Raw genomic sequence first — 13,102 nt, forward strand, 5'->3', positions numbered from 1 at the left:
TATGAAGAGTCCCGTCAGGAAGGGCCGGGTGGTGTGGTGCAGCGGGACTGGTCGTTCGACGGATCTGTCAGGTGCTGCCGAACCGGGAGGCGAATCGTGCGGTGAACAGGTCGGCGCCCTTGCGTTGGTAGACCGTCTCGGCCGTGGCCGCGGCGACACCGTCCGGTGTGGGGAGCTGGCCGATGCCCGCGCGCGTTCCCAGCGGAAGCAGGATTCTCCGTTCGGATGCCGGGGTGTGAACGGCGTCCGGCTGGTCGCCGGCCAGCTGCGCTTTGAGGTTCTGCACCACGATGTCGGCATGGGTCATCGCATAGGAGGCCATCTTGGGGTCGGGTAGAGCGACGATGTCCCCGATCGCGTAGATGTGTTCGTAGCCCTGGACGTTCAGTCGCTCGGTGACCGGGATTGTTTTCTGCCCGGTCAGCGGAGAGAGGCATCCGTCGGCCAGGTAGCCGGTGTTGATCTCGACTCCGAAGGCTTGGAACCAGATGTCTGCCACGATCTGTTCGCCCTTGTCGGTAGTGACCGCGAAACGGCCGGCCCGACCGGCCGCGACCGCCGGCAACGCGGTCAGACCGGTACCCGTCCGCACGTCGATACCGAGCTCGTCCAGCTGGTGGCGTAGCGCGTTCCGCACCTCGGGAAGGAAGCCGGGGAGCAACTGATCGGCCCTGTCGAGGACGACCACATGCTTGTCCGGCCAGACGTCCTTGATCTCCCCGGCGAGCTCCAGACCGACCGGGCCGGCGCCGAGGATCAGCACGCGGCCGGTGCCGGCCAACTCCTCGTGGGTCTCGCGCAGATCGTTCAGCTGCTGGGCGATGCTCGTCGACGCATCGCGCGGTTTGGCCGGATATGTGTAGCTGGAACCGGTGGCCAGAACCAGATAGTCGGCCTCGACTCGCTCACCAGAAGCGAGCGTGACGCCCTTCGGGTCCACCGAGACGGCCCTGTCGCGGATCACCCGCCCCCGTTGGAGCAGCGTCGCGAACGAGAAGAACGCGTTGTGCGCCCAGTCCGGGCGAGTCAGTGCCCGCAGCGACGCGGCCGCGTTGACGAAGGCCTCCCGGGGGTCGATGAGCGTGACGTCGGCCTCGGAGTCCAGCTCCCTGGCGACCAGCGACCCTCCATACCCTCCCCCGACGACCACCACTGTGTGATTCATTCTCGCTCCTCAGCGCATTGCCGCCGCTGGGTGGCGATGCGCGGCGCACCATGACGGAAGGCCGCGCAGGGCACCACCCGAAGTTGACGTGACAACTCTAAGCACGGGCGAGTTGTCACGTCAACTTCGGGTCGTTATGCTGGTGTCATGGCGAAGCCCCGCACACTGGAACCCGAGCAGTGGGAGCTGTGGAACAGCTGGATGCAGGCGCAGCGTCTCCTGGCCCGTGAGCTGGACCGCGATCTGCAGCGCGACTACGGCATCTCCAAGGCCGAGTTCAGCGTGCTCGTGACGCTTCACCGGGCGGCCGAGGGCCGGATGCGCGTGGGTGAGCTCGCCGAGTCACTAGCCTGGGAGAAAAGCCGGGTGGCGCACCAGCTGACGCGGATGGAGAACCGCGAGCTCGTGGACAGGACCGAGGACCGGTCCGGCCGCCGGATCGGCGTCGGACTGACCGCCAAGGGCCGCAGCGCCGTGGAGAACGCCATCCTGGGGCACGCGGACAACATCCGCCGGTACTTCTTCGAAACGCTCACGCCCGAGCAGGCCGCGGCCATCCATATGTGGAGCCGGCAGATGGTCGACCGCGTCGAAGCGCGTTCCGGTGAGGGCGCCGATGGCATCGCCGCGGAGAGCGCCGATCAGTCGATCACGTAACGGCCCGCAGCGGGCCACGCCGCATGGCGCGACGACGGTGACGGAGCCACCCGCACCAGGCGACGACAGACGATGGGAGAACCGGGTGACTCACCTGGCCCACCGTCCTGCCTTCCGTCCGGTCCCGGCTATAGCCGATTCCCGTCCCCCAGAGCCTGACTGCCGATGACGGCGAGCAGGCGCAGCTTCTCGTGGCTCTCGGTGCCCGGCGTGGCCGTGTAAACGAGCAGCGCCTGCGACTGGTCGGGATCGAGCAGCGTCTGGCACTGCAGTTCCAGCACGCCGAGCTCCGGGTGCAGCAGCCGCTTGGTGTCCGGGTGCCCGAGACCGACCTCGTGCCTGTCCCAGAGCGCGGCGAACTCGGCGCTGCGGCCGAGGAGGTCGCGGGTGAGAGCGGCGGCGCGGGAGCGGGGCCCCTCGCGCGTGGCGGCCTCCCGCAGCAGGGAGGTGAACACGCGTCCGTACAGGGGATGGTCGTCCTCCAGGTAGAGGCTCCGTTCGGCCCGGTCGGTGAACCACCGGTAGAACAGGCTGCGCGCCATCCCGCTGAAGACGGTCTGGTCGCCGAACAGCGCGACGGCGGCCGGGGTCTGCCGGAGCGTCTCGCCGAGTGCGGTCGTGACCAGGGCGGGGGTGTCGCAGAGCCGGTCGAGCACACGCATGATCCCCGGGTTCACGTGGTCGCCCCGCAGCGCTCGCTGAGGTGCGCTGTGCCCGGCGAGCCGGAAGAGGTGGTCGCGCTCGGCGAGGGTCAGGCGCAGCCCGCGGGCGATCGCGGCGAGCATCTGCTCCGAGGGCTGCGGTCCTCTAAGGCGTTCCAGACGGCTGTAGTAGTCGCTCGACATGCCACAGAGGGCGGCCACCTCTTCGCGGCGGAGCCCGCTGGTGCGCCGGCGCGGCCCGCGGACCATCCCGACGTCCTCGGGTTGCAGGGCTTCCCTGCGCTTGCGCAGGAAGTCCGCCAGTCCCTCGCGGTCCACCCTCGGCCTCCTCGCCTTCTCCCGTCCCGCTCATCCTTCCGCGCCGGTCACCGCGTATCCACGGCCTGCCGATCCCCGGATAAGCGGGCCCCGGTTGCGCGGGCCATGGCTGCGCGGGCCATGGCTGCGTGAGCCGTGGACATGTGGGCCGTGGCAGGCCGGCGCGCGACTCGGTGAACTGGGCGTGACGGCCCCGCCAGAGGGCCGTGTCCCGATGACCAGGAGCTTCAATCATGACCTCTCAGCGAATCGCCCTCATCACCGGCGGCAACCGGGGCCTCGGGCGTGCCACGGCACTCGCCCTCGCCGGGCGCGGTGTCGACGTCGTCGTCACCTATCGGGCCGGCAAGGACCAGGCCGAGGAGGTCGTCGAGTCCGTGACCGGTCTCGGCCGCACCGCGGCTGCGTTGCCGCTGGACACCGCGGTGGTGGCGGGGTTCGACGGCTTCGCGGACGAGTTGCGCCGCACCCTGCGCGAGCGGTGGCACCGGGACGATTTCGACTACCTCGTCAACAACGCCGGCATCGCGGTCAGCGCGGCGTTCGCCGACACGACCGAGAGCGACTTCGACGCCCTGCTCGACGTGCACTTCAAGGGCGTCTTCTTCCTCACGCAGAAGCTGCTGCCCCTCATCGCGGACGGCGGCCGGATCGTCAACCTCTCGACCGGGCTGACCAGGTTCGCGAGCGTGGGGCAGGCGGCGTACGCGTCGGTGAAGGGCGCGGTGGAGGTGCTGACGCGATACCTCGCCAAGGAGCTCGGGCCGCGCGGCATCACGGTCAACACCGTCGCCCCCGGTCCGGTCGGCACCGACTTCGCGGGCGGCGTCATGCGGGACGACGAGGGGTTCCGCGCCCTGCTCGCGTCGCAGACCGCGCTGGGACGGGTGGGGGAGCCCGCCGACGTCGGGGGCGCGATCGCCGCCCTGCTCGCCGACGGGAGCGGCTGGATCACCGGTCAGCGCGTCGAGGTCTCCGGCGGCATCTTCCTGTGACCGCTGCCCCGGAGCCGCCGGCGGTCCTCCTCCCCGTCCCTGAGGGGGCCGCCCGCCCGGGGTTCACGCACTTTGGCTGAGGCGTGCCGTCACGTCCCGCGTACGGCCGACGTCGAGCGCGGCGGCGTCGAGCGGGCCGGGCCGTTCCCCGGCGTCGTGCTCGCCGGTCCCGGCCTGTCCGTGCCCGAGCGGCTCGCCGCCGGTCGGCAGGCCGCGCCGCCGGTCCACCAGGCCGGCCAGCAGGTCCTCCCACCGGGCGCCGATGACGTCGAGGTCGTAGCGGGCGGCCGTCTCCAGCGCGTTGGCGCCCAGTTGACGGCGCAGGTCCTCGTCCTCGATCAGCGTGCAGATGGCGTCGGCCATCGCGTGGATCTTCTCCGGCTTCACCAGCAGCCCGTCGTGGCCGTGGGTGATCACCTCCCTGGGGCCGGTCGGGCAGTCGTAGCTGACGACCGGGACGCCCTTGCTCATCGCCTCCAGGATGACCATCCCCATGCCCTCGTGGCGGGAGCTCAGCACGAACATCGAGGCCTCGGCGAGGACGGCGCCGACGTCCTCGGCCGGGCCTTCGAGGAACACCCGCTCGGACAGGCCGCGCTTGTCGATCGACGCCTGGAGCTTCTCCTGCCGGGGGCCGCCGCCGTAGATCCGCAGCGTCCAGTCCGGATGCCGCGCCGCGACGTGGGCCCACGCGCGGATGAGCAGGTCGTAGCCCTTGCCCCAGGTCAGGCGGCCCGCGGTGACGACGGTCTTCGCGGTGAGCGGCGAGACGCCGCCGTTCAGGCGGGGCGTGGCGTTGGGCACCTGCGTCAGCACGGCCGGGAGGTCCTTGCGCGCCTTCTCGAAGGACCGCTCGTAGGCGCGCAGGTCGGCCTGCGTGAGGGTGACGACCGCGTCGTGCCTGCCGTACCTGCGGGGGATCTGCTTGCGCACCAGCGGCTGGTGCGAGGCCAGGTTCCCGTGCTCCTGAGCGACCGTGATGATCTCCGGGGGCGCGAAGCGCGCGGCGATCAGGTTCAGGCCGGGCCGGGTCCCGATGAGGATGCCGCGGCGGCGGGAGCGGATGTAGCGGACCAGCTTGAGGTCGGTGCGCAGGGTGAACCAGTGGTAGGCCGCCTCGTCCTTCGGCACGAGTTTGCTCGGGAATCGCGACAGCAGGCCCTTGCGGCGGGGCAGCCGGTCGTCGAGGTAGCGGACGCGCACTCCGGGAGGAACGGGGAAGAAGGGCTCCTCGCGTTCCCGTACGACGCTCACGATCTCGACGTCGTGGGTGCGCGCCAGATATCCGGCGAGGTTGAAGACCGTGCGGATCGTGCCGCCCATGCCGTTGGCGTGCAGCAGCAGGATGCGGATCTCATGACCGTCGGGTGGCGGCGCCGAGCGGGCACGCTGCCGGTCACGGGCCTCCAGCGCCCGCACCACCGTCCTGGCCGCTTTCCCGGCCACCTTCCTGACCACCCTGCGATGAAGAGAAGACACAGTCACGCCCCGTTCGTGTCAGATGAAGATCCCCTTTCCCTATGACGTAACCGGCAGTTGTCCCGTTGTTGTGAACTAGATCACATAGTGCCTGAAAGCCGATATATGGTCGTCCGTTTGCTGGGGGTGTTCTCCAGCGCGGCGGGCACCCGATGCACGCCGGCCTGCTCGAACACGCCTTCCGGGAGATAGGAGCAAGCGCGGTCGGGCACCCCGATAAGGACAGCGCCTCCGGCCCGGGACAGGAACGGGGTGACCCGCCGGGCCAGCGGCTCCTCGAAGTAGACGTCGCCGGCCAGCACGACCTGCTGGGACGGCGTCCCGTCGAGCAGGTCGCCCTCGGCGACGCGCACCGCCACGCCGTTGGCGCGTGCGTTCACCCTCACGGCCGCCAGCGCGTACGGGTCGACGTCGTTGGCGACGACCAGGGCGGCTCCGGCGAGCGCCGCGGCGATCGCGACGAGCCCCGAGCCGGTGGCGAGGTCGAGAACGGTACGGCCCCGCACGATCTCCGGGTGGTCGAGCACGTGCCGGGCCAGCGCCTGCCCGCCGGCCCAGGGGCACGCCCAGAAGGGCAGCCGCCCGGCGCGCTCCCACAGCTCGTACACGCGGTCGTCTCCGCCCGCGTCCCGGGTGACGAGCGGTGTGATCGTGTGCAGCCGTACCTCCGGCACGTATGGCACGGCCGCGAGCGTGGTGTGCGCGCGGACGAAATCCTCGGCGTCGTCCTCCGTGTCGTTCTCCACGGCCGCCGATCGTATCCGCACGTCCGGGGCTACGCGCCCGGGAGCCGGACGTCGTCGGCGACGGTGGAGGACGGGGTGCTGAGGACGCCGTCGAACGCGTCGAGGACGGGGGTGTGCACGTAGGCGCTCTGTATCCGGATGCGGTCGGGGCCGGGGATCCCGTGGCGCGCCTGACGGAGATCGGCGATGCTGAGCCCCAGACCGGCGTCGGCGAAGGCGGCTTCGACGCTTCCCGGCTCGGGCGGCTGCAGGGCGGTGTCGTCGATGGCGAACCCGAAGCGCGCGTTCTCGTCGGGGCGCATGTCGGCGGTGTGCCCGGTGACGCTGGTCAGGGCGAGGGCGACGTAGTCATCGCCCAGGGAGCCGTGCAGATGCTGTCCCATGGGGAGCCCGGTGAGGTGGCCGTTGAACGAGACCGGCGTCTTCTGGATGTGGGCGTTGTGGGCCGCCAGCACGATGCGGGTTCCGGGGCCGAAGCGCTCCAGGTGCCACAGGACCGACCCGGCCATGTAGACGTCGCGGGCCGAGGTGTCGGCGGTCAGGCCGGTGCCGGCGTACAGGCCGGCCATCGCGCGGAAGCCGTAGTCGGCGTGGCAGGCGGCCTCGAGCCGGCGCAGGGCGATGTCGTAACCGGCCCGATCGCCGCGGGAGACGTACAGCACCTCGACGGCGCGGAACCGGAGGAGCAGGCGCATCAGGATCGCGCTGAGGGCGTCCTGCTCGGCGCTGGTCAGACGGGTCCACGCGGGCGCGGCCGCGGCCGCGGAGGCACCGGCGAACGATTCTGCGATCCGCATCGCCGCCTGGACGACCGCTAGGGCTTCGGGATCGACCTGGCGCAGGTAGTCGGCGACCGGAGCCAGGGCGGGAAGCAGGGAACCACCGGCCGCCGGGATGTCGATTCCGGCGAAACGCACCGGCGCCGCGGCCGTGGCGTTGTGCCGGCGCATCCAGCGCAGCGGCTCCTCGACTCCCACCGGGATCGCCGCGGCGAGGTGATCCGACAGATCATGGTCCGCGCCCTCCCCCTGGGCCCAGGCGTCAAGGGGGAAGCCTTCGCTGAAGCCGTACTCGAAGGCCAGGACGGTGAAGCCGCAGCGTTCGACCAGGAACCGCAGGATGCGCCGGCGCATGAGAGAGAACTCGGTGATGAAGTGGGAGTTCTCGCCGATCGAGACGACGCGCGCGTCGCCGACGATGTCGCGCAGCGGCTCCAGGTCATCGAGTGGCGCGGCCGGGTCGAGGTGGGTGAGCGGAACGGCGCGGCTGTGAAGCCAGCCGGCGAACGGGTTGTGGCTGGACGGAGCAGGCATGCTGATGGCTCCATTCCGAAGTGCTGGAACTCTGAAGTGCTGAAACCCTGAAGGGCCGGGACTCTGAAGGGCCGGAGCGCGAGTGGATCAGCGGTGCGGGCGCGCGGCCGCCGCGTTCTCCAGGTCGTCGACGCTTCCGGACATGATCGTGCGGAGGTGTTCGGTGATGTGCCGGATCGGCCAGTCCCACCAGGCGACGGCGAGGAGGCGGTCGATGTCCGCGTCGCTGTAGCGGCGGCGGATGAGCCTGGCGGGGTTGCCGCCGACGACGCCGTAGTCGGGAACGTCGTCGACGACGACGGACCCAGAGGCGATGATCGCTCCGTGGCCGATGCGGACACCGGGCATCACCATGGCCCGGTAGCCGAACCAGACGTCGTTGCCCACCACGGTGTCGCCTCGTCCGGGCAGGCCCGTGATGAGGTCGAAGTGCTCCGCCCAGGAACCGCCCATGATCGGGAAGGGAAACGTCGAGGGGCCGTCCATGCGGTGGTTGGCGCCGTTCATGATGAACCGCACGCCCTCGCCCAGCGCGCAGAACTTTCCGATGACCAGTTTCTCCGGCCCGTAGTGATACAGCACGTTGCGCGTCTCGAAGGCGGTCGGGTCATCCGGATCGTCGTAGTAGGAGAACTCGCCGACCTCGATCAGCGGTGAGGTGATCAGCGGTTTCAGCAGCACCACCCGAGGCTGCCCGGGCATCGGATGCAGCACGGTCGGGTCGGCGGGCACCATCAAAACGTTTCCTTTCCGCAAGGACCTTCGCGGACGTCGGGGGCAGGCGTTGAGGACCTGTGCGGGCATTCGGGCACTTCACGGCATTCGGGGAGGTTCGTGGGCGGGGCGGCCGTCAGAAGCCCGCGGCCGGGCGAATGTCAGATGACCACCGATGACCCCCGCTATTGCGACAGTTGATGCATTAAGATCCTGTCACGACACCGTCTCATCGAGCAAACGGACCATCAGCGATGACTCCTTCAGCGCCGCCACCGGAGGGCGCTCAGCCCGTGCCGCCGTCCCGGCGCCGCCCCGGCGGCCGCACCGCCCGTATCCGTGAGCAGGTGCTCGACGCGGTCCTGGCGGAGCTCGGAGAGGGCGGTTACGACGGGCTCACCATGGAGGCCGTCGCGACCCGTGCGGGGGTGCACCGCGCCACGGTGTACCGGCGCTGGGGAGACGTCGGAGGCCTGCTCGCCGACGTCCTGGACGCGGCGGGCGACGACGCCTGGCAACCCCCGGACACCGGCTCTCTGGAAGGTGACCTGGCGGCGCTGAACCACGAGATCCAGGACGCGCTGACCGCACAGCCGCCCATCATGGGGGCCCTGATCGCCGCATCCTTCCGCTCCGACAAGGCCGACCACGCCCAACGGCGGCTCTGGGAAGACCGCTACGCCCGCTGCGAGACCATCGTCCACCGGGCGATCCGGCGCGGCGAACTCCCCCCGCACACCGATGCCCGGCCACTGCTCATCGCCGCCACCGCGCCCGTCTACCACCACCTGGTGCTTCTGCGCACGCCCCCCGACCCGGGCCTGCCCGGCCGCGCGGCCAGAACCGCCACCCTCGCCGCATCCGCCGGCGCCTTCGACGGAACCCCGCCGTCCGGCGACACCTGATCACTCCGTCGATCCCGTATCGGACGATCACGCCGCCCAGAGTGACATTCCACGCGGGGGAAGGTGGCCGCCTTAAAGGAGTGTGAGCTGTTCGGGCGTCGCGGCGGGCGCGGGCGGCGGAACCGGTCGCCCGCCGGGGCGCTGTCCGGCGCTGGCGCCGCGCGTCCCCGCTGTTCCGGCCCCGCGTGCCTCTGCCGCTCGGCCGCCGCGCGCGCCTGCTTCGCCGCCGGGTGGGGCCGACCGGCCGATGCCGTGCTCGCGGGCGAGCGACCGCACGATCTCGCCGATGCGTTCCCGGTAGGCCTTGGGGGCGTAGGCGCCCCTGCCGTACAGCTCCAGGTAGCGGGGGACCAGCCGGGGGTGTTCGCGGGACAGCCAGGCCATGAACCACTCACGCGCGCCGGGCCGCAGGTGGAGCACGATCGGTGTGACATGCGTGGCGCCGGCCTCGGCGATGCGCCGGACGGTGGTCTCCAGCGTCCGGGGCGAGTCGGACAGACAGGGGAGGATCGGCGCCATGAGCACGCCGCACGGAACCCCGTGCCCGTTGAGGGCGGCGCACACCTCCAGCCGCTTGCGCGGCGACGGGGTGCCGGGCTCGACGGCCCGCCACAGCGACTCGTCGGTGAACCCGATCGAGACGGCGGTGCTCACGTCGGTCACCTCCGCCGCCTCGGCGAGCAGGCCGAGGTCGCGCAGGATGAGCGAACCCTTGGTCAGGATCGAGAACGGGTTGCGGGCGTCCCGCAGGGCCGCGAGGATCCCCGGCATCAGCCGGTAGCGGCCCTCGGCCCGCTGGTAGCAGTCGACGTTGGTCCCCATCGCGATGGGGTGCCCGCCCCAGCGGGGCGCCGCCAGCTCCCTGCGCACGAGGTCGGGGGCGTTGACCTTCACGACGATCTTCGAGTCGAAGTCCCGTCCTGAGTCCAGATCGAGGTATTCGTGCGTCTTGCGGGCGAAGCAGTACGTGCACGCGTGGGTGCAGCCCCGATAGGGGTTGACGGTCCACTCGAACGGGACCCGGCTGGCCGAGGGCACCCGGTTGATGATCGACCGCGCGTGGATCTCGTAGAAGGTGACGCCGCGGAACTCGGGGGTGTCGAAGGTCCTCGCCACGGCCGACCGGGCGAACAGGGGCGTCGTCCCGCCCTGTCCGTCGCCATGACGCCCGCCGCCCTGCCCACCGCCCCGGCCACCGTCATCGTGCCCGCCGTCACCCGTGTCGACGCCCACGTCGAGGCGCAGCCCATCCCACCGCACCTTCCGATTAGAACAGAGGTTCGATGGAGATCGCAACGTGCAACGGGCGGTAAATCGCGGCCCTGGAAACGGCTAACGATCTTCATCGTTGGGCAGAACGTCGGCACATACCTTGCGTTCTGGGAGAGTTGCGCGATGGCCTGGTCGCAGGACGAAGAGCGGATGCTGGCGATGATCGAGCGGCACCTCACCGACGAGGACCCGAAGCTCGCGGCCAGGCTCGAGTCGTTCAACCACCGTGCGGAGCGCGGGCGGCAGGGGCGGAGCGCCGGCCGCCGCCGGCCCGGCCGCTCGACGGTGATCATCGCGGTGAGCTGGCTGCTCATCGCCACGTTGATCGCGACCCTGCTGGTCATGGCCCTGCGGCACGACGCCGCCGCTCTCCCCGTGTAGCTCGGGCGTCATCCGGCCCTCTCGGCACCCGGGCGAGCGCGGTCACCCCACGCCCGCTGCGCGCGCCGCCCGCCTCGGCGGCGGGATCAGGACAGGCCTTTGAGGAAGCGCGCGGCGACCGGAGCCGCCACGGCGCCGCCCATTCCGCCGCCCTCGACGACCACGGCGAAGGCCAGGTCGCCGCGGAAGCCCATGAACCAGGCGTGCGAGTCGAGTTCGGGGCCGGTGCCGAACTCGGCGGTCCCGGTCTTGCCTGCCGTCCCCCCGGGAAGTCCGGCGGCGTGGGCGGTGCCCTTGGTGACGACCGCCCGCATCATCGACCGCAGGCCCGTGACGACGTCCTGCGGCAGCTCCTTGGGAGCGGCCTTCTGCTTCATCGAGGGCACCAGTGTGGGCGGCCGCCAGGAGCCGTCCGCCACGGCGGCGGCCACGGTCGCCATTACCAGGGGACTCGCGGTGATCCTGCCCTGCCCGAAGGACTCCGCGGCAAGGTCGGCGGCGCTGGTGGCCTTCGGCATGCTGCCCGCGGTGGCCGGGACGCCGATGCGCAGCGGCTGGTTGAAGCCCAGATCGGTCGCCAGGTCGTACAGCTTGGCCGCGTTCAGCTTGTCCGCGGCGAGCGGGGCGAACGTCGTGTTGCACGAGTGGGCGTAGGAGTCGAGGAACGACAGCGACCCGAACGCCTCGTGGTCGGAGTTGCGGATCTTCAGCCCGCCGACGACCGCCTCCTTCGGGCAGGTCACCCGGCTGGACGGGGTCAGTCCCTCGGCAAGCAGCCCCGCGGCGGTGATCGTCTTGAACGTGGACCCGGGCGGATATCTGCCGTCCAGCGCGCGGTTGAACCCGCCCCTGTTGTTGACGACGGCGAGGATCTCGCCCGTCGAGGGCCTGACGGCGACGAGCGAGGCGGGTTTGTCCAGGTCGCGCACCGCGTCGGCGGCGGCGTTCTGCACTTTCAGGTCGAGACTGGTCCGCAGGTCCTTGCCGGGGGAGCCCTTCACGGAATGGAGGGTCTTCGTGGCCGGCCCCACCACCTGGATCTCGGTGGTGGGGGTGCCGGCGAGCTGCTTCTGGAACGTCTCCTGCAGGCCGCCACGTCCCACGGCGTCGCCCTTCTTGTAGGCGGCGCCCAGCTTCTCGACGTCCTTGTCCGTCGCCTTGTCGAGGAAGCCGACCAGTTGCTGCACCGAGCCGCCCACGTCGCCGCCGTCGATGCGGTGGCCGTCGGCGCCGGTGATCGCCGCCCGCTGCGGCCACGACGTCTTCAGCGCCAGATGGCTGGTCCCGTCGAGCGCGGGGTGGACCGCGGAGGGCGACCAGTCGACCTTCCAGTAGTGGTCCTTGACCACCAGCTTCAGCGACCCCTTGTAGGTCCAGTCGCCGACGTTCTTCACCGTCGCGGTGGCGGTGTAGGAGGCGGTCGCCCTGTCGTCCTTCGCCGCGCCGGTCCGCAGGTCCCGGACGACGACCTTCGTCACCGCGAGGTTCTTGGTGAGCTCGGCGTACGCCGCGTCGAAGCCGGCGGCGGGGGAGGCGAGTTCGGCCTTCATCGCCGCGAGGTCGCCCCGGGACCACGCCGCGGCGAAGCGCGACGCGGTCTCCTGCGGCGTGCCGCGCGTGTGCAGCACGTAGTAGGCCCCGCCTGCTGCCGCCCCCACCAGCACCACGGCCACGGCGGCCGAGATCGCGACAGTACGTCCTCGCGGCACGTGCACCCCCATCGACGGCCCTGTGGTCGGCAACAGAGCCTAGCGGGGTCAAATCGTTATTTACACTTCTGTTCCGCCGGCGCCCTTGACGCTGGCGCCGTATCGGGGGACGTACTCCTGCCCGGACAGCCCCTGAATCGCGGCCATGACCTCGTCGGTCACCCTTCGCCGGTCCCTGGCGTTGCCCGGCTCGCCGGTGAAGGTCATCGGCTTGCCGAACCGCACGCCGATGCTGTGCAGACGCGGCACCGTTGTGCCCGGCGGCATCACCTTCTCGGTGCCGAGCATGGCGACGGGCACGACCGGAGCGCCGGTGGTCAGGCTGAGCCAGGCCACGCCGACCTTCCCCCGGTACAGCCGGCCGTCGGGGGAGCGGGTGCCCTCGGGGTAGATGCCGAACAGCTCGCCCGCCTTGAGCACCTCCACCGCGGCGTCGAGCATGTCCTGGGCGGCGGAGACGTTCTCGCGGTCGATTTCCATCGCGCCCATCGCGCGCATCCACGCCGCGACGAGGGGGTTACCGGTGAAGTACTCCTTCTTCGCCACGAACCGCACCATCCGTGGCACCACGGCCGGCATGAAGAACGAGTCGAGCACGGACAGGTGGTTGGAGGCGAGGATCGCGGGCCCGTGCGCAGGGACGTGCTCGAGTCCTTCCAGCCGCGGCCGCCACAGCGCGTGCATGACGGGAACGCTGACGAACTTCAGGGCGGGGTAGAGCACGGCCTCTCCTTCTCCGGTCTGACGGACATACCCTAGGCCGCTCGGACCCCCGCACAGGTGTAC

At 70.8% G+C, this 13,102-nt stretch carries 13 protein-coding genes; 4 read left to right on the forward strand and 9 right to left on the reverse strand.

Annotated features, from left to right (window positions below; genetic code table 11):
• Nucleotides 1-67 precede the first annotated feature (67 nt).
• Nucleotides 68-1,165 carry an NAD(P)/FAD-dependent oxidoreductase gene (locus ACQPZZ_RS19010; protein WP_432933833.1) on the reverse strand — a complete coding sequence of 366 codons (1,098 nt, stop codon included), beginning with the start codon at nt 1,163-1,165 and terminating at the stop codon, nt 68-70.
• Nucleotides 1,166-1,312: 147 nt separating this feature from the next.
• Between ACQPZZ_RS19010 and ACQPZZ_RS19015 the strand changes: the two genes are divergently transcribed.
• Nucleotides 1,313-1,822 (forward strand): MarR family winged helix-turn-helix transcriptional regulator, encoded by a 510-nt coding sequence (locus ACQPZZ_RS19015; protein WP_432933835.1) that lies wholly within the window; start codon nt 1,313-1,315, stop codon nt 1,820-1,822.
• 128 nt (nt 1,823-1,950) lie between these two features.
• Here ACQPZZ_RS19015 and ACQPZZ_RS19020 read toward each other — a convergent pair whose 3' ends face one another.
• Nucleotides 1,951-2,802, reverse strand: a complete 852-nt coding sequence (locus tag ACQPZZ_RS19020; protein WP_432933837.1) for a helix-turn-helix transcriptional regulator — start codon at nt 2,800-2,802, stop codon at nt 1,951-1,953.
• A 233-nt stretch (nt 2,803-3,035) separates the two neighbouring features.
• On the opposite strand from ACQPZZ_RS19020, the gene ACQPZZ_RS19025 reads away from it, so the two are divergent.
• Nucleotides 3,036-3,797: an SDR family NAD(P)-dependent oxidoreductase gene (locus ACQPZZ_RS19025; protein WP_363637657.1), complete on the forward strand. Its 762-nt coding sequence runs from the start codon at nt 3,036-3,038 to the stop codon at nt 3,795-3,797.
• Between the two features lie 63 nt (nt 3,798-3,860).
• Here the strand turns inward: ACQPZZ_RS19025 and ACQPZZ_RS19030 are convergent, their stop codons facing one another.
• The 4 genes from ACQPZZ_RS19030 to ACQPZZ_RS19045 all read right to left on the reverse strand — a co-directional run bounded on the left by ACQPZZ_RS19030 (nt 3,861) and on the right by ACQPZZ_RS19045 (nt 8,070).
• Nucleotides 3,861-5,243, reverse strand: coding sequence for a glycosyltransferase family 4 protein (locus tag ACQPZZ_RS19030; RefSeq protein ID WP_432933839.1), 1,383 nt, complete (start codon nt 5,241-5,243; stop codon nt 3,861-3,863).
• Between the two features lie 113 nt (nt 5,244-5,356).
• On the reverse strand, nt 5,357-6,022 hold the full coding sequence (locus ACQPZZ_RS19035; RefSeq protein WP_432933841.1) for a class I SAM-dependent methyltransferase: 666 nt from the start codon (nt 6,020-6,022) through the stop codon (nt 5,357-5,359).
• A 29-nt stretch (nt 6,023-6,051) separates the two neighbouring features.
• Nucleotides 6,052-7,335, reverse strand: a complete 1,284-nt coding sequence (locus ACQPZZ_RS19040) for an erythromycin esterase family protein (protein WP_432933843.1) — start codon at nt 7,333-7,335, stop codon at nt 6,052-6,054.
• A gap of 87 nt (nt 7,336-7,422) precedes the next feature.
• A complete protein-coding gene (locus ACQPZZ_RS19045) occupies nt 7,423-8,070 on the reverse strand; it encodes a CatB-related O-acetyltransferase (protein WP_432933845.1) in 648 nt (215 codons plus the stop codon).
• A gap of 233 nt (nt 8,071-8,303) precedes the next feature.
• Between ACQPZZ_RS19045 and ACQPZZ_RS19050 the strand changes: the two genes are divergently transcribed.
• Nucleotides 8,304-8,954, forward strand: coding sequence for a TetR/AcrR family transcriptional regulator (locus tag ACQPZZ_RS19050; protein WP_432933847.1), 651 nt, complete (start codon nt 8,304-8,306; stop codon nt 8,952-8,954).
• A gap of 72 nt (nt 8,955-9,026) precedes the next feature.
• On the opposite strand, the gene ACQPZZ_RS19055 is transcribed toward ACQPZZ_RS19050, so the two are convergent.
• On the reverse strand, nt 9,027-10,214 hold the full coding sequence (locus tag ACQPZZ_RS19055) for an Rv2578c family radical SAM protein (RefSeq protein ID WP_432933849.1): 1,188 nt from the start codon (nt 10,212-10,214) through the stop codon (nt 9,027-9,029).
• A gap of 135 nt (nt 10,215-10,349) precedes the next feature.
• On the opposite strand from ACQPZZ_RS19055, the gene ACQPZZ_RS19060 reads away from it, so the two are divergent.
• Nucleotides 10,350-10,607: a DUF3040 domain-containing protein gene (locus ACQPZZ_RS19060; protein ID WP_363637671.1), complete on the forward strand. Its 258-nt coding sequence runs from the start codon at nt 10,350-10,352 to the stop codon at nt 10,605-10,607.
• Nucleotides 10,608-10,693: 86 nt separating this feature from the next.
• Here ACQPZZ_RS19060 and ACQPZZ_RS19065 read toward each other — a convergent pair whose 3' ends face one another.
• Nucleotides 10,694-12,316: a penicillin-binding transpeptidase domain-containing protein gene (locus ACQPZZ_RS19065; protein WP_432933853.1), complete on the reverse strand. Its 1,623-nt coding sequence runs from the start codon at nt 12,314-12,316 to the stop codon at nt 10,694-10,696.
• 60 nt (nt 12,317-12,376) lie between these two features.
• Nucleotides 12,377-13,039, reverse strand: a complete 663-nt coding sequence (locus ACQPZZ_RS19070) for a lysophospholipid acyltransferase family protein (RefSeq protein ID WP_432933855.1) — start codon at nt 13,037-13,039, stop codon at nt 12,377-12,379.
• Between the last annotated feature and the right edge of the window lie 63 nt (nt 13,040-13,102).

The organism is Microbispora sp. CA-135349 (assembly GCF_050947365.1).
Classification (GTDB): Bacteria; Actinomycetota; Actinomycetes; order Streptosporangiales; family Streptosporangiaceae; genus Microbispora.

Excerpts from the sequence above, each read along its gene's own strand:
- ACQPZZ_RS19010 (WP_432933833.1), bottom strand. The coding sequence starts at position 1,165 with ATGAATCACACAGTGGTGGTCGTCGGGGGAGGGTATGGAGGGTCGCTG.
- ACQPZZ_RS19015 (WP_432933835.1), top strand. The coding sequence starts at position 1,313 with ATGGCGAAGCCCCGCACACTGGAACCCGAGCAGTGGGAGCTGTGGAAC.
- ACQPZZ_RS19025 (WP_363637657.1), top strand. The coding sequence starts at position 3,036 with ATGACCTCTCAGCGAATCGCCCTCATCACCGGCGGCAACCGGGGCCTC.
- ACQPZZ_RS19040 (WP_432933843.1), bottom strand. The coding sequence starts at position 7,335 with ATGCCTGCTCCGTCCAGCCACAACCCGTTCGCCGGCTGGCTTCACAGC.
- ACQPZZ_RS19045 (WP_432933845.1), bottom strand. The coding sequence starts at position 8,070 with ATGGTGCCCGCCGACCCGACCGTGCTGCATCCGATGCCCGGGCAGCCT.
- ACQPZZ_RS19050 (WP_432933847.1), top strand. The coding sequence starts at position 8,304 with ATGACTCCTTCAGCGCCGCCACCGGAGGGCGCTCAGCCCGTGCCGCCG.
- ACQPZZ_RS19060 (WP_363637671.1), top strand. The coding sequence starts at position 10,350 with ATGGCCTGGTCGCAGGACGAAGAGCGGATGCTGGCGATGATCGAGCGG.